This window comes from Hylemonella sp. GW821-FHT12C09 (assembly GCF_058807395.1).
Genome location: NZ_JBXAQQ010000007.1, coordinates 264,634 through 288,042, shown reverse-complemented (window position 1 = coordinate 288,042; position 23,409 = coordinate 264,634). Strand labels below are relative to the sequence as shown.

Annotated in this window: 24 protein-coding genes; 14 read left to right on the top strand and 10 right to left on the bottom strand. The window is 67.6% G+C overall.

The window, feature by feature from the left end; genetic code table 11:
- Positions 1-29: 29 nt before the first annotated feature.
- Together AC1RRP_RS13775 and ypfH are read right to left on the bottom strand one after the other, a co-directional pair.
- On the bottom strand, positions 30-809 hold the full coding sequence (locus AC1RRP_RS13775; protein ID WP_493037054.1) for a dioxygenase family protein: 780 nt from the start codon (positions 807-809) through the stop codon (positions 30-32).
- Entirely contained in the window at positions 806-1,498 is a 693-nt protein-coding gene (gene ypfH, locus AC1RRP_RS13770; protein WP_493037052.1) for an esterase, read from the bottom strand. The genes AC1RRP_RS13775 and ypfH overlap by 4 nt, the downstream gene beginning before the upstream one ends.
- A 137-nt stretch (positions 1,499-1,635) precedes the next feature.
- On the opposite strand from ypfH, the gene AC1RRP_RS13765 reads away from it, so the two are divergent.
- Positions 1,636-2,532 carry a LysR family transcriptional regulator gene (locus AC1RRP_RS13765; RefSeq protein WP_493037050.1) on the top strand — a complete coding sequence of 299 codons (897 nt, stop codon included), beginning with the start codon at positions 1,636-1,638 and terminating at the stop codon, positions 2,530-2,532.
- Between the two features lie 9 nt (positions 2,533-2,541).
- Here AC1RRP_RS13765 and AC1RRP_RS13760 read toward each other — a convergent pair whose 3' ends face one another.
- Positions 2,542-3,372, bottom strand: coding sequence for an urease accessory protein UreD (locus AC1RRP_RS13760; protein ID WP_493037048.1), 831 nt, complete (start codon positions 3,370-3,372; stop codon positions 2,542-2,544).
- A gap of 73 nt (positions 3,373-3,445) precedes the next feature.
- Here AC1RRP_RS13760 and AC1RRP_RS13755 point away from each other — a divergent pair, with 73 nt between their 5' ends.
- The 3 genes from AC1RRP_RS13755 to AC1RRP_RS13745 are packed head-to-tail and all read left to right on the top strand — an operon-like array spanning position 3,446 to position 5,090.
- Positions 3,446-4,159 (top strand): ProQ/FINO family protein, encoded by a 714-nt coding sequence (locus AC1RRP_RS13755; protein ID WP_493037046.1) that lies wholly within the window; start codon positions 3,446-3,448, stop codon positions 4,157-4,159.
- A 17-nt stretch (positions 4,160-4,176) separates the two neighbouring features.
- Complete coding sequence (locus tag AC1RRP_RS13750; protein ID WP_493037044.1) at positions 4,177-4,425, top strand: VF530 family protein; 249 nt, start codon at positions 4,177-4,179, stop codon at positions 4,423-4,425.
- A 23-nt stretch (positions 4,426-4,448) separates the two neighbouring features.
- Positions 4,449-5,090 carry an HD domain-containing protein gene (locus AC1RRP_RS13745; RefSeq protein WP_493037042.1) on the top strand — a complete coding sequence of 214 codons (642 nt, stop codon included), beginning with the start codon at positions 4,449-4,451 and terminating at the stop codon, positions 5,088-5,090.
- 30 nt (positions 5,091-5,120) lie between these two features.
- Here the strand turns inward: AC1RRP_RS13745 and AC1RRP_RS13740 are convergent, their stop codons facing one another.
- Complete coding sequence (locus AC1RRP_RS13740) at positions 5,121-6,491, bottom strand: MmgE/PrpD family protein (protein ID WP_493037040.1); 1,371 nt, start codon at positions 6,489-6,491, stop codon at positions 5,121-5,123.
- Between the two features lie 68 nt (positions 6,492-6,559).
- On the bottom strand, positions 6,560-7,525 hold the full coding sequence (locus AC1RRP_RS13735; RefSeq protein WP_493037038.1) for a Bug family tripartite tricarboxylate transporter substrate binding protein: 966 nt from the start codon (positions 7,523-7,525) through the stop codon (positions 6,560-6,562).
- Positions 7,526-7,733: 208 nt separating this feature from the next.
- Here AC1RRP_RS13735 and egtD point away from each other — a divergent pair, with 208 nt between their 5' ends.
- Genes egtD through selD form a run of 3 tightly spaced genes read left to right on the top strand, consistent with a single transcriptional unit; the run spans position 7,734 to position 10,736 of the window.
- Positions 7,734-8,699, top strand: a complete 966-nt coding sequence (gene egtD / locus AC1RRP_RS13730; protein ID WP_493037036.1) for an L-histidine N(alpha)-methyltransferase — start codon at positions 7,734-7,736, stop codon at positions 8,697-8,699.
- Position 8,700: 1 nt separating this feature from the next.
- On the top strand, positions 8,701-9,675 hold the full coding sequence (gene senB, locus AC1RRP_RS13725) for a selenoneine biosynthesis selenosugar synthase SenB (protein WP_493037034.1): 975 nt from the start codon (positions 8,701-8,703) through the stop codon (positions 9,673-9,675).
- Positions 9,672-10,736: a selenide, water dikinase SelD gene (selD, locus tag AC1RRP_RS13720; RefSeq protein WP_493037032.1), complete on the top strand. Its 1,065-nt coding sequence runs from the start codon at positions 9,672-9,674 to the stop codon at positions 10,734-10,736. The genes senB and selD overlap by 4 nt, the downstream gene beginning before the upstream one ends.
- Before the next feature lie 12 nt (positions 10,737-10,748).
- Here the strand turns inward: selD and AC1RRP_RS13715 are convergent, their stop codons facing one another.
- The 3 genes from AC1RRP_RS13715 to ftsY all read right to left on the bottom strand — a co-directional run bounded on the left by AC1RRP_RS13715 (position 10,749) and on the right by ftsY (position 15,988).
- A complete protein-coding gene (locus AC1RRP_RS13715) occupies positions 10,749-12,431 on the bottom strand; it encodes a caspase family protein (protein ID WP_493037030.1) in 1,683 nt (560 codons plus the stop codon).
- Positions 12,432-12,536: 105 nt separating this feature from the next.
- Positions 12,537-14,837, bottom strand: a complete 2,301-nt coding sequence (locus AC1RRP_RS13710) for a putative bifunctional diguanylate cyclase/phosphodiesterase (RefSeq protein ID WP_493037028.1) — start codon at positions 14,835-14,837, stop codon at positions 12,537-12,539.
- A gap of 107 nt (positions 14,838-14,944) precedes the next feature.
- Entirely contained in the window at positions 14,945-15,988 is a 1,044-nt protein-coding gene (gene ftsY, locus AC1RRP_RS13705; RefSeq protein WP_493037026.1) for a signal recognition particle-docking protein FtsY, read from the bottom strand.
- Positions 15,989-16,017: 29 nt separating this feature from the next.
- Here ftsY and AC1RRP_RS13700 point away from each other — a divergent pair, with 29 nt between their 5' ends.
- The 7 genes from AC1RRP_RS13700 to AC1RRP_RS13670 all read left to right on the top strand — a co-directional run bounded on the left by AC1RRP_RS13700 (position 16,018) and on the right by AC1RRP_RS13670 (position 21,574).
- On the top strand, positions 16,018-17,403 hold the full coding sequence (locus tag AC1RRP_RS13700) for a M16 family metallopeptidase (protein ID WP_493037024.1): 1,386 nt from the start codon (positions 16,018-16,020) through the stop codon (positions 17,401-17,403).
- Between the two features lie 21 nt (positions 17,404-17,424).
- Entirely contained in the window at positions 17,425-18,756 is a 1,332-nt protein-coding gene (locus AC1RRP_RS13695; RefSeq protein WP_493037022.1) for a M16 family metallopeptidase, read from the top strand.
- Positions 18,746-19,360, top strand: a complete 615-nt coding sequence (gene rsmD, locus AC1RRP_RS13690) for a 16S rRNA (guanine(966)-N(2))-methyltransferase RsmD (protein ID WP_493037020.1) — start codon at positions 18,746-18,748, stop codon at positions 19,358-19,360. The genes AC1RRP_RS13695 and rsmD overlap by 11 nt, the downstream gene beginning before the upstream one ends.
- Positions 19,361-19,473: 113 nt before the next feature.
- The gene (locus tag AC1RRP_RS13685) at positions 19,474-19,953 is read left to right on the top strand and encodes a cupin domain-containing protein (RefSeq protein WP_493037018.1); all 480 of its coding nucleotides are present in this window, start codon (positions 19,474-19,476) and stop codon (positions 19,951-19,953) included.
- Positions 19,954-19,995: 42 nt separating this feature from the next.
- Positions 19,996-20,385 carry a DUF488 domain-containing protein gene (locus tag AC1RRP_RS13680; RefSeq protein ID WP_493037016.1) on the top strand — a complete coding sequence of 130 codons (390 nt, stop codon included), beginning with the start codon at positions 19,996-19,998 and terminating at the stop codon, positions 20,383-20,385.
- Positions 20,382-20,573 (top strand): hypothetical protein, encoded by a 192-nt coding sequence (locus tag AC1RRP_RS13675; protein WP_493037014.1) that lies wholly within the window; start codon positions 20,382-20,384, stop codon positions 20,571-20,573. The genes AC1RRP_RS13680 and AC1RRP_RS13675 overlap by 4 nt, the downstream gene beginning before the upstream one ends.
- 59 nt (positions 20,574-20,632) lie before the next feature.
- On the top strand, positions 20,633-21,574 hold the full coding sequence (locus tag AC1RRP_RS13670) for an alpha/beta fold hydrolase (RefSeq protein ID WP_493037012.1): 942 nt from the start codon (positions 20,633-20,635) through the stop codon (positions 21,572-21,574).
- Positions 21,575-21,661: 87 nt separating this feature from the next.
- Here AC1RRP_RS13670 and panC read toward each other — a convergent pair whose 3' ends face one another.
- Complete coding sequence (gene panC / locus AC1RRP_RS13665; protein ID WP_493037010.1) at positions 21,662-22,501, bottom strand: pantoate--beta-alanine ligase; 840 nt, start codon at positions 22,499-22,501, stop codon at positions 21,662-21,664.
- A 10-nt stretch (positions 22,502-22,511) separates the two neighbouring features.
- On the bottom strand, positions 22,512-23,402 hold the full coding sequence (gene panB, locus AC1RRP_RS13660; RefSeq protein ID WP_493037008.1) for a 3-methyl-2-oxobutanoate hydroxymethyltransferase: 891 nt from the start codon (positions 23,400-23,402) through the stop codon (positions 22,512-22,514).
- Positions 23,403-23,409: the final 7 nt, after the last annotated feature.

Sequence of the window (23,409 nt, the reverse complement as noted above, 5' to 3'; positions counted from 1 at the left end):
GGGCCGGTTGGTGGTGAAGCGCAGGGGTATCAGGACTCTAGTGCAAACGCATCCATGGCCAGCATGCCGTACATGACCTCGCGGCTCAGGTAGTCGGGCCGCGCGCCTTCGGCCGCCGCGCCCAGCGCGAAGAACAGCGGCAGGAAGTGGTCTTCCGTCGGGTGGGCGCGCTGGGCATGCGGGGCCTGCTGGCGGTAGTCCAGCAGGGCTGCGCTGTCGCCGCTGGCGATCTTGTTTTCCACCCAGCGGCTGAATTCGATGACGTAGGGCGCAGCCTCGGTCTGGCCGCCGAAGAACTCGCCCAGGTTGTGCGTCATGCTGCCCGTGCCCATGAGCAGCACGCCGCGTTCGCGCAGCGGGCGCAGCGCGCGGCCCAGCGCATGGACCTGGGCCGGGCCCCAGTTGGCGGGCAGGGCCACTTGCACCACGGGCACGTCGGCTTCGGGGTACATGTGCAGCAATGGCACCCAGGTGCCGTGGTCGAAGGGACGGCGCGTGTCCAGGCCGGCCTCGATGCCGGCGGCCTGCAGCAGCGTCACCATCTCCTGCGCCAGCGCAGGCTGGCCCGGTGCGGGGTATTGCAGCTGGTAGAGCTCGGGCGGGAAACCGCCGAAGTCGTGCCAGGTCTGCGGTGCGGGCGTGCCCATCACCATGGGCGTGCGCGCCATCCAGTGCGGCGACATCACCACGATGGCGCTGGGCTTGTCGTGGGCCTGGGCCCAGGCGCGCAGGGCCGGGCCGGTGCTGCCGGCGTCCACCGCGAAGAGCGGTGCGCCGTGCGAGACAAACAGGCTGGGCAGGGTGTTCATGACTTGTCCTTTGCTGTGTTTTCCTCACCGGGTTGCAGCCACAGCCGCGCCGGCACGTGGTGCTGCAGCTTGTCCACCGCCAGCGCCACCAGATCGGGGTGCAGCTCGTGGCCGATGAAGGGCAGCACGTCCGCCGTGAAGTCCGTGCCCAGCGCCTTCAGGCGCAAGGCGCCATCGATGGCGTGGCTGTAGGGCATCACGGCGTCGGCCTTGCCGTGCAGCAGGTGCAGGGTGCTGCCTTCGTGCAGCGGCGCCTCGGGCAGGCGCGCAAAACGCCCGGCGATGGCGATCACGCGCGCGGCCACCGGTTCGGGGCGCAGCGCCGAGGCCAGCGCCATGATGGCGCCTTGCGAGAAGCCCACCAGGGCGGTGCCCGCGGTGCCCACGCCCGAGCGTTCCTGCCAGTGGCGCACGGCGAATTCAAAAGCGGGCAGGGCTGCGTCCACGCGGGCCGGGCGGTTCTCTTCCGTCACGCCGGTCACGGAAAACCACTGCCGCCCGCCGGGGGCGAGTTCGCTGGCATGGGGCGCGTCCACCGCGACCACCATGGCCTGCGGGAAGGCCTGGGCATAGGCCTGGCCCAGGCCGGCGAGGGACTGCGCGTTCGAACCCACGCCGTGGAACAGCAGGATGAGCTGCGCCGCCTTGGGGCTGGGCTGCTGGAGGATGAGGGCCTGGGGCTGGTTCATGGGGTGTCCTGTCTGCATCGCTGGATGTGGCACTGGATGTACTTTATTGGATTGTTATTTTTTGATAAATAGCCTGTTGATTGACTCATTGATCAATAAAATGAAACAATAAGATCAGGAACGGGCGAAAAAGCGGCATGGACCAGTTCAAAGAGATCGAATCCTTCGTGGCGGTGGCGCAGTTGGGCAGCTTCGTGAAGGCGGCCGACAAGCTGGGCATGTCCAAGGCCATGGTCTCGCGTTACGTCAGCGAACTGGAGGCGCGCCTGGGTGTGCGGCTGATGCAGCGCACCACGCGCCGCCTCTCGCTGAGCGACGCCGGGGCCGATTACCTGCAGCGTTGTGTGCAGATCCTCGGTGAGCTGCACGACGCCAATGCCGCCGTCAGCGCCTCGGCCGTGCAGGCGCAGGGTCTGCTCAAGGTCACCGCGCCGCTGACCTTCGGCATCCGCCACCTGGCGCCGCTGTGGGGCGAGTTCCTGCGCATCCACCCGCGCGTGGCGCTGGAGGTGAACCTCAACGACCGCATGGTGGACCTGATCGAGGAGGGCTATGACCTGGCCGTGCGCGTGGGCCAGCTGGCGAGTTCCTCGCTGATCGCGCGGCGCATCAGCGGCACGCGCCTGGTGTTGTGCGCTTCGCCGCGTTACCTGCAGCAGGCCGCGCCCATCCGGGACCTGGACGACATCGCCCACCACGATGTGATGGCGTATACCTACCTGGCTACCGGCGAGCAATGGCACTTCAGCGGTCCGCAGGGCGCGCGCAGCATCGAAGTGCACCCACGCCTGCGCAGCAACAGCGGTGACACCTGCCGTGCCGCGGCCCTGGCCGACCAGGGCATCGTGTTCCAGCCCAGTTTCCTGGTGGGCGAAGACCTCAAGGCCGGCCGTCTGGTGGAAATCCTGCCGCAGTACGCGGGTCCGGCGCTGGACATCAGCGTGGTCTACCCCAGCCGGCACCACCTGTCGCACAAGGTGCGCGCCATGGTGGAGTTCCTGGGCACGGCCTTTGCGCAGGTCGGGCGCGTGTGAGCCTGGGGCTTACATGGCCCAGATGCGTGGCGGCACGGCGTCGAGCTGCCAGAGCTGCTGGCGCCAGGCGGCGCGCATCGGCTTGAGCAGTCCCATGGCCGGTTCCACCAGTGGCGCCAGCACGCGCACCACCAGCACCTGGGGGTGGGGGCTGGTGGCGCCGGCGGTGGCGCGCAGGGCGTGCGCTTCGATCCGTTCACGCACGACTTCGAGTGCAGCTTCGCGCCGCGCGCGCGCGATGGGCTCGCCCGCCACGAAGAACAGCGTGGCCATGCAGCGCTGGCCGGCCAGGCCCAGCGGGCCATCCATGAGGCGCGCGTCGCTGGCGGCGATGCGGCCCTGCTCCAGCCAGATGCCCGGTACCTCCAGGTGTTGCGCGAACGTGCCTTCGGTGAACGGCAGGTCTGCCGCGGGCAGGCCCAGGGCCGTCACGTCCCAGCCCATGAGTTCGGCGCCAGGCGCCAGCTCGAACACGGCCCGGTTCTCGGCACGGCACTGCTTGTAGGCCAGCGCTTCCAGCGGCAGCCATTCGAGGCGCGCACCGGCTTCCAGGCGGGCGTGCACCAGCTGGCGCGCGACCTCGCCGCTGCTGCGGTAGAAACGCGTGGCGCCGGGCGTGGTGACCAGGCCGTGCGCGCCGGGGCCGACGGTCACTCTGATGTCCAGCGTGTCGCCCCCCACCAGGCCGCCGGGCGGGTGCACCAGCACGTTGTGGCAGATGCCCTCGCCTTCGGGGTAGAGGCTTTGCAGGATGCGCAGCGGGCCTTCGTGGCGGTAGTGCGCCAGGCTGCGCGCGCCGTCGCGGGTGTAATCGAGTTGCAGCGAGGCGTGCCAGGTCATGCGGCAAGTCTACCTGCGCAGACAGTTGGGCCCGGGTGACCGACAATGTGGCCTTCTCCGAAATTCGACACCCATGACGACCAGCACTTCCCTGTCTTCCGAAACCCCGGCGCAAACGCCGGCTGCCCCCGAGGCTCCCGCTGCCAAATCCGAAAGCAAGACCAGCCTGGCCGATCGCAAGCAGTCTGCGCTGCCGGTGCTGGAGCAGCTCTTCGGTTTTTATCCTCATCTGTTCGGTGCCGAGTTCCTGCCGCTCAAGCGCGGCATCTTCCAGGACCTGCTCGCGCGGCACCCCGAGGTGTTCCAGCGCGACAGCCTCAAGGCCGCGCTGGCCGTGCATGCGCGCTCCACGCGTTACCTGCAATGCGTGGCGGCCGCCAAGGCCCGACATGACCTGGACGGGGTGGCCGTGGAAGAGGTGGCGCCCGAGCATGTCTACCAGGCCGTGGTGGAGCTGCACCGCCGTCGCCAGGCCCGCACCCAGGACGATCTGTCCCCGAAGCTGCGCGCCCAGTTGTCGGCCGCCTTCGAGGCTTCGGGTCTGAGCCCCCAGGACTATCGGGAACGCGTGCAGCCCGCCGACGAGACGATCGCCGCCGTGCTGGACGAAGCGCTGGGCGAAAGTGCGGGGAGGATCGCCCGCCAGGAAGCCCTGAACAAGGCCTTCGAGGCCAGCGGCAAGAACCCGCGCGAGTTCGCCGAGATGTATGGCGTGCAGGAGCGCGACGTCATCAAGTCGGCGCTGGCCTGCAAGCGGCGCGCCCAGGCCGCCAGCGCGGCGCCCTGAACCCGGACGGGCCGCCCGTGTCCACGCCAACGCCGCCCGCCCAGCCGCGCAACCCGCTGCACGGCCTGACGCTGGAGGCCATCGTCACCGCGCTGGTGGCGCACTACGGCTGGCCCGGCCTGGCCGAGCGCATCCCGGTGCGCTGCTTCAGCGCGGACCCGAGCATCAAGTCCAGCCTCACTTTCCTGCGCAAGACCCCCTGGGCGCGCGAGAAGGTGGAGGGGCTGTACCTCTACATGCAACGCGAGCAGCGGCATGCGAAGTAGCCTGTCTGCCCGGAGTTGAGCACATGCAAGAACTGTCGGATCGCAGCAGCTTGCAATCGTCCTGGACCCGTTGCTGGCAGACGCTCGGTGCTGCCGGCGACGGCCTGGTCCTGATGGAGCGCCTGCTCCTTGCCTGGGCCGAACCGCAACGCAAGTACCACACGCTGCAGCATCTCGGTGAATGCCTCGCGCTGTTCGATCGGTACCGTCAACTGGCAGAGCAGCCGGCGGAAGTGGAGATGGCACTCTGGTTCCACGACGCGGTGTACGACGTGCAGGGCAAGGACAACGAAGCCCGCAGTGCGGCGTGGGCGCAGGCCGACCTGAAGGCGGCAGGCGTTTCTGTTCCAGCCATCGCCCGCATCGCCGGGCACATCATGGCCACCTGCCATGCGGCGCTGCCCGTCGGGGCGGACCAGCAGCTGCTGGTCGATATCGACCTGTCCATCCTGGGGGCCCCCCGGCCCCGCTTCCTCGAATACGAGGAGCAGGTGCGTGCCGAGTACGCCTGGGTGCCGGGTTTCCTGTTCCGGCGCAAGCGCCGCGAGATCCTCAAGGAGTTCCTCGCGCGCCAGCCGATCTACAACACGCCCTCAATGCGTGAAGCACTCGAAAGCCAGGCACGCGAGAACCTGGCGTATTCGATCGCAGAGCTCGGGGGCTGAAGACCCCCGCGCTGCTTCAGAGTCATGGACTCAAGGCCGTGCCAGCGCCGTGAGCTGACGCACGTCGCTGATGCTGCCCAGCTTCCAGCAGGCGGCGATCAGTTCGCTGGTCTTGCCCTGGCCGATCACCGGGTCGGACAGGTCGTGGAACTTGGTCTCCAGCATGGCGTCGGTCATGGGGTTTTCCAGCGAGCCGATGGCGTGTTTCACGAACACATGCACACGGCGACCGTCCTTGAGCACGGCGGTCACGTCGGCGCTGGCCTCGTCGATGCTGTCGTCCACCGTGGCCACCACCTTGCGGCGCAGGGCCACCATGTCGGGGCGGTTGACGATGTCGTCGGCGTACTGGTCTTCACCGGCCTTGCCGAAGATCAGGCCGCAGGCACAGCCGTGGTACACGCTGAACTTGCCCTGCAGGCCGTCGGCCGGTTCCTTCTTGCCCGTGAGCTCCAGCACCAGTGAGTGCACCTTGAGTTCGATGCGCTCCACGTCGTCTGCCTTCACGCCCTGGGCGCGCAGTTGGGAGCAGGCGTCGATGCTGGGGTGGATCACGATGCCGCAGGCGAAGGGCTTGTAGCTGTTGAAGGAGATCTCGAAGCGCTGGCCCAGCTCATCGCTGATCTCGTTCCAGGCGTACTTGGTGGAGATGGTCTGGATCATGCCGCGCGGGGCCTCCAGCGCCTTGGGGCTGGCCGTGAAACCCTGGCTGGCCAGCAGCGCCGACATCAGGCCGGCACGCGCCGCGCCACCCGGATGGAAGGGCTTGGTCATGGTGCCGAACTGTTCGCGCATGCCCACGGGTTGCGAGGCGGCGATGCCCAGTGCCATGGCGGTCTTGTGCTCGTCCAGGCCCAGCAGGCGCGCGCAGCCGGCGGCCGCGCCCAGCATGCCGGTGGAGCCGGTGATGTGCCAGCCGCGGTCGTAGTGCTCGGGGTACATGGTGTTGCCCACGCGGCAGGACACATCGATGCCCAGCACCAGCGCGTCGATCACGGCGCGACCGGACAGGCCCTTGTGCTCGGCCAGCGCCAGCACGGCCGAGGCCACGGGGCCGGCCGGGTGGATGATGGTCTTGAGGTGGGTGTCGTCGAAGTCGAAGGTGTGCGAGGTGATGCCGTTGACCAGCGCGGCACTGGCCATGTCCACCTTGTCGGCGCGGCCCAGCACGCTGGCCTGTTGCGCCGGTTGCAGCATGGCGACAGCACCGAGTGCGGCGTGCGCCGACTCGTGCTGCGCGGCACCCACGGCGCAACCCAGCCAGTTCATGAAAGTGCGGTGGGCTTCGTGATCCACCGCGTCGCTCCAGCCGCGCGAGGGGTGCGTGGCGACATAGCGGGCCAGGGTCTGGGTGACGGCGGGGGCGTTGTGGTCGGCGGTGACCTGGGTATTGCGGGCCATGGGAAATCTTTGTTTGCTATTAAAAGAGGAGCAACCCGATGTCTGTCGGGTTGCCGGTGGGAAAGGGTTCAGCTGTCGAGCTGGATGTTGCGGTCCTTGGCCAGCCGGGTCCAGCGCGCGATGTCCTCGCGCATGAACTTGGCAAAGGCCTCGGGGCTCATGGGCATGGGCTCGATGGCCTCGATCGAGAGCTTCTCGCGCATGTCCGGGGCCTTGAGCACGGTGTTGAGCGTCTCGTTGAGCTGCTTGACGACGGCGGCCGGCATCTGGGCCGGGCCCACCACGCCGTACCACTGCATGGCGTCGAAGCCCTTGTAGCCCAGCTCGTCCAGCGTTGGCGTGTCCTTGAGCTGCGGGTGGCGCGTGCGGCCGGTCACGGCCAGCGCGCGCACGCGGCCCGAGCGGATGTGCGGCAGCGCCGCGGCCAGGCCCGGGAACATGGCCTGGGTCTGGCCGCCGATCAGGTCGGTGAAGGCCGGTGCCACGCCGCGGTAGGGGATGTGCACCATGAAGGAGTCGATCTGCTGCTTGAACAGCTCCATCGTCAGGTGGGTGAGCGAGCCCGCACCGGCCGAGCCGTAGCTGACCTTGCCCATGTTGGCGCGCAGGTAAGCCACGAACTCCTTGACGTCCTTGGCGGGAATGGCCGCGTTGACCACCAGCACATTGGGTGTGCCGCCGATCATGCCCACGGGGCTGAAGTCCTTGATGGGGTCGTAGGGCAGCTTGCGCGTGGCCGGACTGGTGCCGTGCGTGGCCACATAACCCTGCATCAGGGTGTAGCCGTCGGGCGCGGCCTTGGCCGTGTTCTGGCTGGCGATGACGCCGCCGCCGCCGCCCTGGTTGTCGACCACGAAGGTCTGGTTCAGCACCTTGCCCCAGCGCTCGGTCACGGTGCGGCCCACCATGTCGCTGCCGCCGCCGGCGGACACCGGCACGATGTAGCGGATGGGCTTGTTCGGGTAACTTTGTGCGTGCAGCAGGCCGGGGGCCAGCAGCAGGGGGCTGGCGCCCAGCAGGGTACGGCGTTTCATGAAGGTCTCCTATATCGAAGCAGTGCGTGGAGCCGGCCCGCCCGGCTGGGCTGCGCGTGGTCGGTTCCAGACCAGAATTGTCTACACTTTGAAATCTAGTGTAAACAGCTAGACCGGGCATTGTGCGCCAGGATGGCAGGGGGCGCCAACCGTGGAAACCACAATGCCCGAGGCGCCTGGGGCGGGGCGGCACTGCTATATTGGCCGCATGTCATCCACCGGGCTGCGCCAGCCGCGTTTCATCCAGCTCCACCACGAAGACCGCGCGGCACTGCGCCAGGAGCTGGCCCAGGGCCTGCTGGCCACGCCGGCACGGACCTCGCCCAAGTACCTGTACGACCCGCTGGGTTCGCGCCTGTTCGACGCCATCACCGAGCTGCCCGAGTATTACCCCACGCGCACCGAGGCCGCCTTGCTGGCCGCGCATGGGGCAGCCATCGCCGCGGAAGTGCCCCGGGGCGCCACGCTGGTGGACCTGGGCGCCGGCAACTGCGAGAAGGCGGCGCGCCTGTTCGGCCTGCTGCAGCCGGCGCGTTACGTGGCGGTGGACATCTCGGTGGATTACCTGAACAACGCCCTGCAATGCCTGCAGCGCCAGTTCCCCGCGCTGGACATGCTGGGCGTGGGGCTGGATTTTTCGTCGCAGCTGACGCTTCCGCCCGAGGTGGGCGAGGGCCCGCGCCTGTTGTTCTACCCGGGCTCCAGCATCGGCAACTTCACGCCCGACGAGGCGCTGGGCTTCCTGCGCCAGGTGCGCGCGCAGGCACAGGGCGGCGGCCTGCTGATCGGGGTGGACCTGGTCAAGCCGCGGGAGCTGTTGGAGCCGGCCTACGACGACGCGCTGGGCGTGACGGCCGCCTTCAACAAGAACCTGTTGCTGCACCTCAACCGTCTGCTGGGCAGCGACTTTGCCGTGCACGACTGGTCGCACGTGGCCTTTTTCAACGACACGGCCTCGCGCATCGAGATGCATCTGCAGGCCAGGCGCGAGCTCACCGTGCGCTGGCCCGGCGGCGAGCGCCGTTTTGCCCGGGGCGAGCGTATCCACACCGAGAACTCCTGCAAATACGCCCTGGCCGATTTCCAGGCCCTGCTGGCCGCGGCCGGTTTTGCGCGCGTGCAGGCCTGGACGGATGAGCGTGGCTGGTTTGCCGTGTACTGGGCGCAAGCCTGAAATGGCCGCGCCTCTGGTCCTCATCGTCAGCCCGGCGCTGGCCGACGCCAACAACGGCAACTGGCAGACGGCCTGGCGCTGGTCGCGCCTGCTGGCCGGCCACTACCGCACCCGCATCGTCAAGGCCTGGCAGCCGGGTGAGCATCCCGAGGCCGTCGCCCTGCTGGCGCTGCATGCGCGGCGCAGCGCGGCGTCCATCGCGGCCTGGGCGCAGGCGCAGCCGGGCCGTGGCCTGGCCGTGGTGCTGACGGGTACCGACCTCTACCGCGACATCCATGAGGACGAATCCGCGCAGCGTTCGCTGGCGCTGGCGCAGCGGCTGGTCGTGCTGCAGGAGCAGGGGCCGCTGGCCCTGCCTGCCGGGTGCCGCGGCAAGACGCGCGTGATCTTCCAGTCCACCACGGCGCGCCGGCCGCTGGAGAAGACCGGCCGCCACCTGCGCGCCGTCATGGTGGGCCATCTGCGCGAGGAGAAGTCGCCGCAGACCCTGTTCGAGGCAGCGCAGCTGCTGCGCGCACGGCACGACATCCACATCGACCACATCGGCGAGGCGCTCGATCCTGCGCTGGGCGCACAGGCGCGCGCCACCATGGCCGCCTGTCCCAACTACCGCTGGCTTGGCGGCCTGGCACACGAGGCCACCCGCCGGCACATCCAGCGCGCGCACCTGCTCATCCACGCCAGTCGCATGGAGGGCGGCGCGCACGTGCTCATGGAGGCCATCTGCAGCGGCACGCCGGTGCTGGCCTCGCGCATCGCCGGCAACGTGGGCATGCTCGGCCCGGACTATCCCGGCTACTTCCCCTGCGGTGATGCGGCCGCGCTCGCGCAGCAGCTCCAGGCTTGCCGTGCGGACATGGGGCAGGCATCGAGCATGTTTTCGGCCTTGCAGGCAAAATGTCGCCTTCGCGCGCCGCTGTTTGCGCCGGCTGCCGAACGTGCGGCCCTGCTGGCGCTGCTCCAGGATCTCACATGAACAACATGACCCTCCCCAAGTCCGAACCCCGCCTGACCTCGCTTTCGCACGGCGGTGGCTGCGGCTGCAAGATCGCCCCCGGCGTGCTCTCCGAAATCCTCAAGAGCGGCAGCGGCATGCCGGTGCCGGCCGAACTGCTGGTGGGCATCGAGACTGCCGATGACGCGGCCGTCTACCAGATCAACGACGAGCAGGCCCTGATCGCCACCACCGACTTCTTCATGCCCATCGTCGACGACCCCTTCGACTTCGGCCGTATCGCCGCCACCAATGCCATCTCGGATGTGTACGCCATGGGCGGCAAGCCCATCATGGCGCTGGCGCTCGTCGGCATGCCCATCAGCGTGCTCTCCACCGACACCATCGGCAGGATCCTGGCCGGTGGCCAGGCCGTGTGCAAGGCCGCGGGCATCCCGATTGCCGGCGGCCACACCATCGATTCCGTGGAGCCCATCTATGGCCTGGTGGCCATGGGCCTGGTGCACCCGAAGCGCGTCAAGCGCAACGCCGATGCGCGCGTGGGCGATCGCCTCATCCTGGGCAAGCCGCTGGGCGTGGGCGTGCTCTCGGCCGCGCTGAAGAAGGAAAAGCTCGACGCGGCCGGTTACGCGCAGATGATCGCCACCACCACGAAACTCAACACGCCCGGCCCCGAGCTGGCCGAGCTGGCCGGCGTGCACGCGCTGACCGACGTCACCGGCTTCGGCCTGGCCGGCCACGCCCTGGAGCTGGCCCGCGGCGCCAACTGCACCGTGCAGATCGACTGGAACAAGGTGCCGCTGCTGCACGGTGTGCGCGAGCTGGCCACCCAGGGCATGGTCACGGGCGCTTCTGGCCGCAACTGGGCCGGCTACGGCAGCTCGGTCACGCTGCCGTCCGGTTTCGCGGAGGTCGACCAGGCTCTGCTGACCGACCCGCAGACCAGCGGCGGCCTGCTGGTGAGCTGCGCGCCCGAGAGTGTGGCGCAGGTGCTGGCCACCTTCCGCCAGCATGGCTTCGAGGCCGCGGCCGAGATCGGTGAGATCACCGACGCAGCGCCGGGCCGGCTGGTCATCCGCTGAGGCCCTCCGTCTTCAGCTGGCGCAGTTGCTCTTGATCACGAGGTTGCGTTGGGCCGTGCCGCTCAGGGGCGCGGCACAACGCGCGTCGACGCTGCCCTGGCTCAGCGCCACCAGCTCGAAACGGTCCGTGTTCACGTAGTTGCCGCGGCTGTTGCGGGCAATGTAATCGCGCCGAACGACGGTGTTGAGCCCGGGCACCACCCATAGCGTGTGGCTCAGGCTGGTGCCGTAGGTCCGGTTCCAGCCCTGGGCTTCGATCACGAAGGCGTCGAAGGTTCCCGCCGGTACGGTGATGGTTTCCCGTTTCGTGATCTTGTAATCGAAATTGAAGTCTGACGTGGTTCCATTGACGGTGAGGCGGCCGACGCTGGGCCACTTCTTGCCGATCTGCAATTCCGCCGGGAAGTTTTGCACCGGCGCATTGTATTGAACGGGACCGTACTTGACCGGGTTACCCATCAGGTCGGTCACAAACATGCCGTCGTTCATCTCGACCCGGTCGGCACTGAGGTCCACTTTCGTGACGCGCGCCGTCATCACCCTGACTTGCACTCCGGTCAGGGTATCGCTCTGGCGTATCGTGAAAGTATCGTTCACGGAGAAGCTGCGGCCCAGAGGGTAGCGCCCCGCCGAGTAGGGGTTGTCAGCGGGCGCCATGAAAACTGGCACCGGCAGCCCCGGCCCCAACTTGATGGTGGGTGCGCCGTCAGCTGGGGGGGGGATGGTGGAGGTGGCTTGCGGGCGTGCCTTCTCCATCTCCGCCAGCAGGCGGGACAGGCGTACCTGCACGATCTCCGCAAAACGGCCGTTGGGGAACTTGCGCAGGTAATCGGCGTAGTCGTCGATCTTGCCCGATGACTTGATGCGTCCCCATTCGGCCAGGTCCTCTTCCAGCAGTTTTTCCTGCTCGGCCTCGCTGAGCTTGGACTTGCCGCCGTCGAAAATGAAAACATCGTTTTCGAGCGAGGTGGTCTCCCAGGGGATCTGGGCGCCGTTGGACGCGAGGCGCACGTTGAGGCGCACGCGCTTGAGCGCGTCCTCGATCTTGGTGCCCCGCACCGAGAGTTCACGCAGCAGGTTCTCCGTGTACAGACCGTTCTGGCCTGTCCCGTCAGAGGCGACATTGCCTGGCGAGGTGGCATAGGCCAGCAGGCTGCCCACGGGCGCGTCGAATTGCGACAGGCCTTTTTGCTCAGGTCGGTAACTGCTGCCGAAGGGGTTGTTGCGGCAGGCGTCCAGCATGATGATGAAGGTCTTGCCCCTGGACTTGCCGAACTCGCCGATCAGGTAGTTCAGGTCGATGCAGCTCTGGCGCAGCTGGTCGGCGCTGTCGGCCCTGGCGTCCACCGGCAGCAGGTAGTTGCGCCAGTCGAGCTGGGCGCCGTGGCCGGCGAAATAGAACATCACCAGCTTGGTGTCGGATTTGCGCACTTCGGCGGTGAAGCGTTCGATGGCGGCCATCATGTCGTTGCGCCGCGCGTCCAGGTGCGAGGCCACGGTGAATCCGGCCTGGCCCAGCAGGCCGGCCACGGCCTTGGCGTCGTTGACCGGGTTGGCCAGGGGCGCATCCAGGTAGCCGCTGTTGCCGATGACGAGCGCCTGGCGGGATGGGTCGCTGCTGGCCCAGCCGGTGCCCAGCGTCAGGGCCGGGGGCAGGGCGCCCAGAGTCCTGATGAAATTGCGACGCGTTGTCATGCCATGTCTCCAGATCTTGTGAGGTCGAACGTTAGGGGAAATTATTCAGGGTTTGACGGGGTGCGACAAGCTGCATACACCGCAGTGTGTCGTAGATCGGGGAAATCAGGGCAGGCGTGGTTCCAGGATGGGCCAGCCGGGCTGTTGGGCCAACTGCTCAAAAGCTTCGATGGGCAGCGGCCGGCTGTAGAGATAACCCTGGTAGGCGTGGCAGCCCTGGGCGTGCAGGGCCTGCTGCTGTTCGGCTGTCTCCACCCCTTCGGCCATCACTTCCAGTCCCAGGCTTTCGGCCAGCACGATGACCATGCGCGCGATGGCTGCGTCGTTGGGGTCGTCCAGGATATCGCGCACAAAACCCTGGTCGATCTTGAGCTGGTCCAGCGGCAGGCGCTTGAGGTAGGACAGCGAGGAATAGCCGGTACCGAAATCGTCCAACGAAAAACCGACGCCAAGCGCCTTGAGCAGCGCCATCTTCGCGATCACCTCGTCCACATTGGCGATCAGCAGGTTCTCGGTGATTTCCAGCTTGAGGCGCTGTGCCGGCGCTCGGGTGCGCTCCAGCACACCCAGCACCTGCTGTACGAAGTCTTCCTGCTGGAATTGCCGCGGGCTGACGTTGACCGACAGGGTCAGGTGGGCCATGCCCGGCCTGCCGGCCCAGCGTGCCAGTTGCTGGCAGGCCAGCTCCAGGATGGTGGCACCCAGCGGGATGATGAGCCCCGTTTCCTCCGCCAGCGGTATGAACTCGGCCGGTGCCACCTTGCCCCGTTCCGGCTGCGCCCAGCGCAGCAGCACCTCGACCCCGGACACCAGGCCGCCGCGCTGCACCTGCGGTTGGTAGTACAGCGTGAATTCATTGCGCTGCAGAGCCCTGCGCAGGTCGCGCTCCAGGTCCGCGCGTGCCGCCACCATGGCCTGCATGCGCGGGTCGAAGAAGCGGATGGTGTTGCGGCCGGCTGATTTGGCCTGGTACATGGCCAGGTCGGCCCGCTTGAGCGGTTCCTCGATGTTTTCGTGCTGGGCGCCGAACAGGGTCACGCCGATGCTGGGCGTGCTGGAAAAACTCAGCGGCCCGATCGCGTAGCTTTCGCCCAGCGCTCCCATGATCTTGCGCCCCACGATCTCGGCCTGCGTGGCCGCCTCGATGGCGTTGTTGCTGAGATCTTCCAGCATGACCACGAACTCGTCGCCCCCCAGCCGCGCGACGGTATCACCTTCACGCACACAGTGCACCAGGCGCGCCCCCACCTGTTGCAGCAGCAGGTCGCCCTTGTCGTGGCCATGGGTGTCGTTGAGGGTTTTGAAGTTGTCCAGGTCGATGAAGAGCAGGGCCGCCTGGCGCTGGTGGCGCACGCTGGACGCCATGGCCTGGTCGAGTCGGTCCATCAGCAGGCGGCGGTTGGGCAGGGTGGTCAGGGGGTCGAAGAAGGCCAGGCGCTGGATCTGTTCTTCGGCGGCCTTGCGCTCGGTGATGTCGGTGGTGTAGGCCAGGATGCAGGGCTCGCCGTCGAGCTCGATGCGTTCGCCTGCAATGCTGACGTTGCGCAGCTCGCCGTTGCGGTGGCGCCAGATGGTTTCAAAGTTCAGGGTTCGCCCGTGGCGTCCCAGCATCTCTGCCCACTGCTGCCGTTGCAGCGGATCCACCCACAGGCCGACCTTGATGGCCGTTTGTCCTTCCATCTCGGCCCGGGTCCAGCCGAAATCACGCTGGAAATTGTCGTTGACGGCCAGGATGAGCCCCTCACTGGCCGTGACGATCGAGGCCGCCACCGGACTGGAAGTGAAGGCGGTGGCGAACTTGAGTTCGGACTGCTTGAGAACGGCATTGGCGTGCTGCACCGCATCGAGTTGCCGGCGGTAGGCCCGCACCAGGTAGATCACCATGGCGGCAGCCTGGATGCAGATGAAGATCTGCACGATGCCGTACATGGCCGGCGGGGCCAGCACGACCCGTGGCAACCAGCCCACTGCATCGGCGGCGACCAGGCCGATGGTGCTGGCCACCGTCAACACCGTGGTGATCGCCGCCGCACGGGCGCTGACCAGCCAGCCCAGCAGGAAGATGAGCAGGGGGTGGACGTAGTAGATCGGGGCCTGGATGCCGCCGCGAAATATGGCGATTCCGAGCGTGATGAGCCAGATGCCCGAGACCAGCAGCACGATGGCGGTATGGACCTTGCCCCGTTTGAGCAGCCAGGCCGCGAACAGGGCCAGCACAGACAAGGCAATAGGGCCGTAGGCCCGCGCAATGTGCTCGGGTGTGAACCCGAGGACGGCGGCCACATAGCAGGTCGAGCCGACCACGATGGTCAGGATGGCGTAACGCAGGAAGGCCTGCGTCGGTTGCCAGGACGAGGGACTGGCAGCGAATTCTCCGGGGGCGGTGTCCTTGACGGGCAGGGTCACGATGGCGCAGGTAGGGCGTGGCGGGTCTGGTGACCATTCTGCGCGCACCGCGCGACGGGCTCAAGTCAGGGTAAGCCCCTGCCCTGTACCGTGACGGGTGGACAGGCTCAGTCCAGCAGGGCCTGCGCGAATTCCCGCGCCTTGAAGGTCTCCAGCTCGTCGAGTTGTTCGCCCACGCCGATGAAGTAGACCGGGATGGGCTTTTCGCGTGCGATCGCGGCGAGCACGCCGCCTTTGGCTGTGCCGTCGAGCTTGGTGACGATCAGGCCGGTGAGGCCCAGGGCCTCGTCGAAGGCGCGCACCTGGGCCAGCGCGTTCTGCCCGGTGTTGCCGTCGATCACCAGCAGCACCTCGTGCGGCGCGGCACTGTGGGCCCCCACGCTTGCCACTTCGTGTTCTGCGCTGCCCCCCGAGGGGGCTGTGCCACCTTGGGGCGGCCCGGCGGTGGCACTGTCGGCCTTCGCGATGATGCGCTTGATCTTTTTCAGCTCGTCCATCAGGTGCAGCTGGGTGGGCAGACGCCCGGCCGTGTCGACCAGCACCACGTCCTTGCCGCGGGCCTTGCCCGCGCTGACCGCATCGAAACAGACCGAGGCCGGGTCGCCGCCGGCCTGGTGCACGATCTCCACCGTGTTGCGCTCGGCCCAGACCATGAGCTGCTCGCGCGCGGCAGCGCGGAAGGTGTCGGCTGCGGCCAGCAGCACCGTGGCACCGTCGTTGGAGAGGTGGTGGGTGAGCTTGCCGATGGAGGTGGTCTTGCCCGCGCCGTTGACGCCCGCCACCATGATGACCGTGGGCTGGTGCGCGCCGATGACCAGCGGCTTTTCCAGCGGCGCCAGCAGATCGGCCAGCGCATCGACCAGCAGGCCCTTGACGGCCACCGGCTCGGTGGTCTTGCTCTCCTTCACGCGGCGTTTGAGGTCGTCCAGCAGGAACTGGGTGGCCGCCACCCCGGCGTCGGCCACCAGCAGGGCTTCCTCCAACTGCTCATAGAGCGCATCGTCGATCTGCGTGCCCGTGAAAACGGTGCTGATGCTGGTCCCGGTCTTGCGCAGGCCCGCACGCAGCTTGCCCAGCCAGCCCTGACGCGCCGGTTCCGCGGGGCTGGCAGTGGCTTCAGCAGGGACTTTTTTCTTGAAAAAACTGAACATATGGGGCGTTCTTAGAATCAGAGCATTCTATGAAACGCTACACACCCCTCCTTCTGGCCCTCTTTGCCCTGCTGGTGACCCCGGTCCAGGCGCAGCCACGAGCCCAGCAATACACCCTCGAAAACGGCATGACACTCATCGTCCAGCCCGACCGGCGCGCCCCCACGGCCGTGCACATGGTCTGGGTGCGCGTGGGCTCCATGGACGAGGTGGACGGCAGCAGCGGCGTGGCCCACGTGCTGGAGCATATGCTGTTCAAGGGCACGCGCACGCTCAAGGCCGGCGAGTTCTCGCGCCGTGTGGCGGCGCTGGGCGGGCGCGAGAATGCCTTCACCAGCACGGACTACACCGGTTATTTCCAGCAGATCCCGGCCGCCCGTCTGGAAGACGTGATGAAGCTGGAGGCCGACCGTTTTGCCAACAACCGCTGGGCCGATGCCGAGTTCCAGAAGGAAATCGAGGTGGTCAAGGAAGAGCGCCGCATGCGCACCGAGGACAACCCGCGCGCCCTGCTGTACGAGACGCTGAACGCCACGGCCTACACGGCCTCGCCCTACCGCCGCCCGATCGTCGGCTGGATGAGCGATCTGGACAGCATGACCCCCGACGATGCGCGCGAGTTCTACAGGAAATGGTACGTGCCGGCCAATGCCGTGGTCGTGGTGGTGGGCGACGTGGATGCCGCGCAGGTCAAGCGCCTGGCGGACAAGCACTATGGCCGCATCTCGCCCCGCGCCGTGCCCTCGCGCAAGCCGCGCACCGAACCGTTGCAGGCCGGCCTGCGCCGCGTGGAGGTGAAGGCGCCGGCCGAGCAGGCTTATGTGAGCCTGGCCTACAAGGTGCCGGGCCTGCGCTCGCTGAGCCAGGCCGACCCGGCCAACGATGATGCCCTGGCCCTGACCGTGCTGGCCGCCGTGCTGGATGGCTACAGTGGCGCGCGCCTGGAGCGCGCGCTCACCCAGGGCAGCGACCGCGTGGCCGATAGTGCGGGCGCCAGCAACGGCCTGATGGGCCGCGGCCCGCAGATGTTCGTGCTCGACGGCGTGCCCGCCCCGGGCAAGACGGCCGCCCAGGTGGAGGCTGCACTGCGCGAGCAGGTGGCCCGCGTGGCCCGCGAAGGCATCAGCGCCGCCGAGCTCGAGCGTGTGAAGACCCAATGGATCGCCAGCGAGGTCTACAAGCGCGACTCGCTGTTCAACCAGGCGCGTGAAATCGGCACCTACTGGGCGCTGGGCCTGCCGCTGGACACCAACGATCAGCTGCTGGCCCGCTTGCGCGGTGTCAGCGCAGCCCAGGTGCAGTCCGTGGCCGCGCGATATTTCGGGGAGGACCAGCTCACCGTGGCGCACCTGCTGCCGCAGCCACCCGACCCCAACCGCCCGCGCCGCCAGCCCGCCGCCGGCAGCCGTCACTAAAGGACGGTCATGAAAGCCAAGATGATTGCTATCAAAAACGTAGCTGGTGCCATGCTCTTCGGTCTGGCGGGTCTGGTCCAGGCCGGCATCCCCATCCAGCACTGGACCCAGCCCAGTGGCGCCGGCGTCTGGCTCGTGGAGAGCCCCACCGTGCCGATGGTGGATGTGCGCATCGAGTTCGACGCCGGCGGCCGGCGCGACCCGGCGGCCCAGGCCGGCCTGACGGCGGCGAGCGTGGGCCTGATGAGCAAGGGTATCCGTGCCAACGGCAGCGATCCCGCACTGGATGAGAATGCCCTCGGCGAAGCCTGGGCCGATCTGGGGGCGTCGTTCGGCGGCAGCGATGGCGGCGACCGCGTGAGTTTCTCGCTGCGCTCCTTGACCTACCCCGACCTGCTGGCCCGCGCCGCCGCCCTGGCGGCACGCCAGCTGGCCGAGCCCGCCTACCCCCAGGCCGTGTGGACGCGCGAGCGCGAGCGCACGGTGGCCGCATTGCGCGAAGCCAACACCCGCCCGGCCACCATCGCCGGCCGCACCTTCAACCAGGCCGTGTTCGGCAGCCATCCCTATGGCAACGACAGCAACGAGCAGACCCTGGCGCGCATCAGCGTGGCCGACATGCAGGCCTGGCACACGCGTTACCTCAAGCCCTGCCGCGCCAGGGTGAGCATCGTGGGTGCCGTCACGCGCGCGCAGGCTGACGCACTGGTCACGCAATTGCTCGCGCGCCTGCCCGCCGCTGCCTGCGAAACGCTGCCGCCCGTGGCCGAGGTGCAGCCGCTGAGCGCCGCCGTGGAAAAGCACATCCCCTTCGATTCCGCGCAGGCCCATGTGCTGATCGGCCAGCCCGGTTTCAAACGCGACGACCCGGATTTCTTCACCCTGACTGTTGGCAACTACATCCTGGGGGGTGGCGGTTTTGTCTCGCGCCTGACGGAAGAGGTGCGCGAGAAACGGGCCTTAAGCTACAGCGTCTACAGCTACTTCGCCCCCGGCCTGCACGCCGGCGCCTTCACCATGGGCCTGCAGACCCGGCCCGACCAGGCCGCGCAGGCCGTGCAGGTGGCGCGCGAGGTGCTGCGCCGTTTTGTGACCGACGGCCCCACGCCAGCCGAGCTGGAAGCGGCCAAGGACAACCTGGTGGGCGGTTTTGCCCTGCGCATCGACAACAACCGCAAGCTGCTGGACAACGTCGCCAACATCGCCGCCCACAACCTGCCGCTCGACTACCTCGACACCTGGACCCAGCAGGTGGCCAGGGTGACGGTCGCCGACATCCGGGCCGCCTTTGCACGCAAGCTGCAGCCCGAGCGCATGGTGACCGTGGTGGTGGGAGGCCGTGATGGCAAGTAAGAAACCGGCTGGCAAAACTGCCACGAAGCCCGCGGCCAGGACGCCCGCCCGCCCCGCCGGCGAGGTGCGCATCATCGGCGGCCAGTGGAAACGCAGCAAGCTGCCTGTGGCCGACCAAGCGGGTCTGCGCCCGACGCCTGACCGCGTGCGCGAGACGCTCTTCAACTGGCTGGGCCAGGACCTCACGGGCTGGTCCTGCGTCGATGTGTTTGCCGGCACCGGCGCCCTCGGTTTCGAAGCCGCCTCGCGCGGCGCGCAGGAGGTGACGCTGGTGGAGCAGGACAGCTCCCTGGCAGCGCAACTCCGCAAGAGCAAGGAGCAACTGCAGGCGGGCGCCGTGCAGGTGCAGCGCGGTGAAGGCATCGCGGCGCTGAAGGCCTGGCCCGCCGCCAGTGCCGACCTGGTTTTTCTCGATCCGCCCTTTGACGCGAACCTGTTCGAGCCGGCCCTGCAGGCCGCCGCGCGCGCTGTTGCGCCGGGTGGGTACATCTATCTTGAAGCGCCGAGCGCCTGGGGTGAGGAGCAGTTGACGCTGCTGGGGCTCACGCTGTACCGGCATCTGAAGGCGGGGGCGGTGCACGCGCATCTGCTGCAACGCGGCTGAGCCCGATCAGTGTGGCTGGATAGCCTGTCCGCGAGATTGGTTGGTCGGTTCAGGGGCTGAACTTTGGCCGGCGCGAAGATTGAGATGTAAGACTGGCCCCTTGACGGACACCTATGAGCCAACACATTTACCCTGTCGCGATCCACGCCGCTGCAGCCCCGGCGCGTGTGAAGCCCTCCAACTACCCAGAGCCCTTTGCATCGCGGATGGTCGGCCGGCAGAAACATCCCCTGGGGGATCTTTTTGGCCTGGGCAACTTTGGCGTCAACCTCACGCGCCTGGCGCCCGGCGCCGTTTCGGCGCTGCGGCACGCGCATACCCGACAGGACGAGTTCATCTACATCCTGCAAGGGCACCCCACGCTGCACACCGATGAAGGGCTCACGCCCCTGTCGCCCGGCATGTGCGCGGGTTTCAAGTCGGGGACGGGCAACGGGCACCGCCTGATCAATGACACATCGGAAGAGGTGGTCTACCTTGAAGTCGGTGACCGGACACCCGGCGACCAGGGCAGCTACCCGGACGATGACCTCCAGGCCCTGCTGGTTGATGGGCAGTGGAAGTTCGTGCACAAGGACGGCAGGCCCTATTAGGATGGTGGGTTGCTGCAAGGCGCAGCCAGAGGAGAGCCCACCATGACCGTCCACATCATCCGCCTCGGCAGCCCGCGCCTGCCCCTTGAGGGCACCCGCATCGGCACCGTGCGCCGCCCGCCACGGGGTGTGCCCAAGACCGAGTTCGCGCGCCAGAACTGGTACGACGTCTGGTTTCCCAACCTGGCACCCAGCGTGGAGACCATGAAGCTGGGGCAGGAGGCCGAGACCCCCGCGCAGTGGAAGGCCTTCACCCAGCGTTACCGCAAGGAGATGGGCGCACCCGAGGCCAGCCACGCGCTGGCCCTGCTGGCCGCGCTCTCGCAGCAGAGCCATTTCTCGGTGGGCTGCTACTGCGAGGACGAGGCGCACTGCCACCGCTCCGTGTTGCGTGCGCTGCTGGCCGAGCACGGCGCGCGGGTGGCCCCATGAGCGCACGCGCCGACGCCCTCTTCAAGACTGTGTTGCAGATCGTGGCCATCGCGCTGCTGGGGCTGATCATCGCCATCATCCTGCACAAGGGCTATGGGGATGTGTCGCGCCTGGCCAGCGAGCACTCGGGGGCGGATTTCTGGCGGGCGCTGGCGCGGCATCTCTTCAAGAACCTGTCCGGTGCTTGACAGCGGGGAGGGTGAACAGGCCCTAGACTGCCCCCCAGCCCACTAACTCGACACCCTCCATGAAACTCATCCTGCGCATCCTGGCTTACACCGTCCTGGCCTTCGCCCTGCTGGTGGGCGCCTTCATCGCCTGGTCCTGGGCGCCGGATATTCCGGTGGAGCAGCTCAAGGCCCGCTGGGCTCCGCCGCCTTCGCAGTTCATCGACGTGGACAGCCTGCAGGTGCATGTGCGCGATGAAGGCCCGCGCGTCGACCCGCTGCCCATCGTGCTGGTGCACGGCACCGCGGCCAGCCTGCACACCTGGGAGGGCTGGACCAGCGAGTTGAAGAAAACGCGCCGTGTGATCCGCTTCGATCTGCCCGGTTTCGGCCTGACCGGCCCGAACGCGGCCAACGACTACGCCATGGATGTCTATGTGCGTTTTGTCGCCGCACTGATGGACAAGCTGGGGGTGCAGCGTTTTGTGATCGCCGGCAACTCCCTGGGGGGTGAGGTGGCCTGGGCCGTGGCGCATGCGTTACCGCAGCGCGTGGACCGCCTGATCCTGGTGGACTCCGCGGGTTACCGCATCGAGTCTGTTTCCATCCCCCTGGGGTTCCGCGTGGCCGGCACACCGGGCCTGCGCAGCCTGATGGTCAACGTGCTGCCGCCGGGCCTGATCGAGAAGTCGGTGCGCAACGTCTATGGCGACCCGTCACGCGTCACGCCCGAGCTGGTCGCGCTTTACACCGATATCGCCCGGCGCGAAGGCAACCGGGCCGCATTGCGCAAGCGCCTGTCGCAGCGCGATACCGGGCGCGAGGCGGATATCAAGACGCTGAAGCTGCCCACGCTCATCCTCTGGGGCGGGCAGGACCGGCTGATTCCACCAAGCTATGCACAGCGGTTTGCGGCCGACATTGCTGGTTCGAAGCTGGTGATTTTCGAGCAGCTGGGCCATGTGCCGCAGGAGGAAGATCCGGCGACCACGCTGGCGGCGGTGCAGGCTTTCTTGCGTTGACGCACTCTGGAAGTTTCAGACTTCCAGAGGGTGGTTTCGACTCACAAGCTTGCGGCAAGCGTTGGTCTTCACTGCAACATCGAGGTTTCAGACCTCGATGTTGTCAATCAACCGGGTGGTGCCGAGCTTGGCGGCGCCGAGGACGACGAGGCGGTCTGCGTGGGTCAGGTCTTCGGCCTGCGGCGCTTGCAGGTCGTGACGGCGGCGTACCGTCAGGTAGTCGGGTTTCCAGCCGCGCTGGGCCAGGGTGTGCATGGCATGCTGTTCGATGGCGGCGAGGTTGTGCTCACCCGCGCGCAGCATGGCGATCATGCTCTTGAGCGTGCGCGAGAGCTGCACGGCCTCGGCGCGTTCCGATGCGCTCAGGTAGCCGTTGCGCGAGGACAGGGCCAGGCCGTCCTCGGCGCGCAGCGTCGCCCCGGTCACGATCTCGATGGGCAGGGCCAGCTGGGCCACCATGCGGCGGATCACCATCTGCTGCTGGTAGTCCTTGGCGCCGAACAGGGCCACGCGTGGCTGCACAATGTTGAAGAGCTTGAGCACCACGGTGCACACGCCCGTGAAGAAACCGGGGCGGAAATGGCCTTCAAGAATGTCGGCCAGCTCGGCGGGCGGCTGTACCTTGTAGCCCTGGGTCTCGGGGTAGAGCTCGGCTTCACTGGGCGCGAAGACCACGTCGCAGCCCGCAGCTTCCAGCTTGGCGCAATCGGCATCCAGCGTGCGCGGGTAGGTGCCGAAGTCTTCGTGCGGCAGAAACTGCAGGCGGTTGACGAAGATGCTCACCACCGTCACATCACCCAGGGCCTTGGCCTGCTTGACCAAGGCCATGTGGCCCTCGTGCAGATTGCCCATGGTGGGCACGAAGGCCGGGCGCTTGAAGTTGGCGAGGTACGCGCGCAGTTCGGCGACGGTGTGGATGACTTTCATCGCGGTGTCGTCACCAGGCGTGTTGTGCATTGACCGGGAACGAGCCTTCTTTCACGGCCTTCACATAAGCCTCCATGGCGCCGCGCACGCTGCCGGCGTCGGCCATGAAGTTGTGCACGAACTTGGCCATCTTGCCCAGATTCATGCCCAGCATGTCGTGCAGCACCAGCACCTGGCCCGCGCAGTCCACGCCGGCACCGATGCCGATGGTGGCACAGCGCGGCAATGCTTTCGTGACATCGGCCGAGAGGGCGGCGGGCACCATCTCCAGCACCAGCAGGCTGGCGCCGGCGTCCTGCAGCTCCAGCGCGTGGCGCTTGAGTGTGGCGGCGGCTTCGTCGCCGCGGCCCTGCACACGGTAGCCGCCCAGGGCATGCACGGTTTGCGGCGTCAGGCCGAGGTGGGCGCAGACGGGAATGCCGCGCTCGACCAGGAAGCGCACGATCTCGGCCGTCCAGCCGCCGCCTTCGATCTTGACCATGTGGGCGCCGGCCTGCATCAGCACAGCGGCGTTGCGAAAGGCCTGTTCCTTGGATTCATGGAAGGTGCCGTAGGGCATGTCGCCGATGATCCAGGCCGTGCCCTGCACGCGGCGCACGCCGCGCGTGACGCTCTCCACGTGGTAACGCATGGTCTCCAGCGTCACACCCACGGTGCTGCTCAAGCCCTGGCAGACCATGCCCAGCGAGTCGCCGATCAGGATGCACTCCACACCGGCCGCGTCGGCCGTGGCCGCGAAGGTCGCGTCGTAGGCGGTGAGCATGGTGATCTTTTCGCCGCGCGCGTGCAGCTCCTGCAGTCGCGGCAGGCTGATGGGCTTGCGTGTGGCCGGCGCGCTGGCCGGGGGCAGCGTGCCGTAGGGGGAGGCGCCGTTGTTGGGGGTGGAGGTCGGGGTGCTCACGGTGGTC

What these genes read in the sequence shown, in the direction of transcription:
- AC1RRP_RS13775 (WP_493037054.1), bottom strand. Translation starts at nt 809, where the DNA reads ATGAACACCCTGCCCAGCCTGTTTGTCTCGCACGGCGCACCGCTCTTC.
- ypfH (WP_493037052.1), bottom strand. Translation starts at nt 1,498, where the DNA reads ATGAACCAGCCCCAGGCCCTCATCCTCCAGCAGCCCAGCCCCAAGGCG.
- AC1RRP_RS13765 (WP_493037050.1), top strand. Translation starts at nt 1,636, where the DNA reads ATGGACCAGTTCAAAGAGATCGAATCCTTCGTGGCGGTGGCGCAGTTG.
- AC1RRP_RS13760 (WP_493037048.1), bottom strand. Translation starts at nt 3,372, where the DNA reads ATGACCTGGCACGCCTCGCTGCAACTCGATTACACCCGCGACGGCGCG.
- AC1RRP_RS13755 (WP_493037046.1), top strand. Translation starts at nt 3,446, where the DNA reads ATGACGACCAGCACTTCCCTGTCTTCCGAAACCCCGGCGCAAACGCCG.
- AC1RRP_RS13745 (WP_493037042.1), top strand. Translation starts at nt 4,449, where the DNA reads ATGCAAGAACTGTCGGATCGCAGCAGCTTGCAATCGTCCTGGACCCGT.
- AC1RRP_RS13740 (WP_493037040.1), bottom strand. Translation starts at nt 6,491, where the DNA reads ATGGCCCGCAATACCCAGGTCACCGCCGACCACAACGCCCCCGCCGTC.
- AC1RRP_RS13735 (WP_493037038.1), bottom strand. Translation starts at nt 7,525, where the DNA reads ATGAAACGCCGTACCCTGCTGGGCGCCAGCCCCCTGCTGCTGGCCCCC.
- egtD (WP_493037036.1), top strand. Translation starts at nt 7,734, where the DNA reads ATGTCATCCACCGGGCTGCGCCAGCCGCGTTTCATCCAGCTCCACCAC.
- senB (WP_493037034.1), top strand. Translation starts at nt 8,701, where the DNA reads ATGGCCGCGCCTCTGGTCCTCATCGTCAGCCCGGCGCTGGCCGACGCC.
- selD (WP_493037032.1), top strand. Translation starts at nt 9,672, where the DNA reads ATGAACAACATGACCCTCCCCAAGTCCGAACCCCGCCTGACCTCGCTT.
- AC1RRP_RS13715 (WP_493037030.1), bottom strand. Translation starts at nt 12,431, where the DNA reads ATGACAACGCGTCGCAATTTCATCAGGACTCTGGGCGCCCTGCCCCCG.
- ftsY (WP_493037026.1), bottom strand. Translation starts at nt 15,988, where the DNA reads ATGTTCAGTTTTTTCAAGAAAAAAGTCCCTGCTGAAGCCACTGCCAGC.
- AC1RRP_RS13700 (WP_493037024.1), top strand. Translation starts at nt 16,018, where the DNA reads ATGAAACGCTACACACCCCTCCTTCTGGCCCTCTTTGCCCTGCTGGTG.
- AC1RRP_RS13695 (WP_493037022.1), top strand. Translation starts at nt 17,425, where the DNA reads ATGATTGCTATCAAAAACGTAGCTGGTGCCATGCTCTTCGGTCTGGCG.
- rsmD (WP_493037020.1), top strand. Translation starts at nt 18,746, where the DNA reads ATGGCAAGTAAGAAACCGGCTGGCAAAACTGCCACGAAGCCCGCGGCC.
- AC1RRP_RS13685 (WP_493037018.1), top strand. Translation starts at nt 19,474, where the DNA reads ATGAGCCAACACATTTACCCTGTCGCGATCCACGCCGCTGCAGCCCCG.
- AC1RRP_RS13680 (WP_493037016.1), top strand. Translation starts at nt 19,996, where the DNA reads ATGACCGTCCACATCATCCGCCTCGGCAGCCCGCGCCTGCCCCTTGAG.
- AC1RRP_RS13675 (WP_493037014.1), top strand. Translation starts at nt 20,382, where the DNA reads ATGAGCGCACGCGCCGACGCCCTCTTCAAGACTGTGTTGCAGATCGTG.
- AC1RRP_RS13670 (WP_493037012.1), top strand. Translation starts at nt 20,633, where the DNA reads ATGAAACTCATCCTGCGCATCCTGGCTTACACCGTCCTGGCCTTCGCC.
- panC (WP_493037010.1), bottom strand. Translation starts at nt 22,501, where the DNA reads ATGAAAGTCATCCACACCGTCGCCGAACTGCGCGCGTACCTCGCCAAC.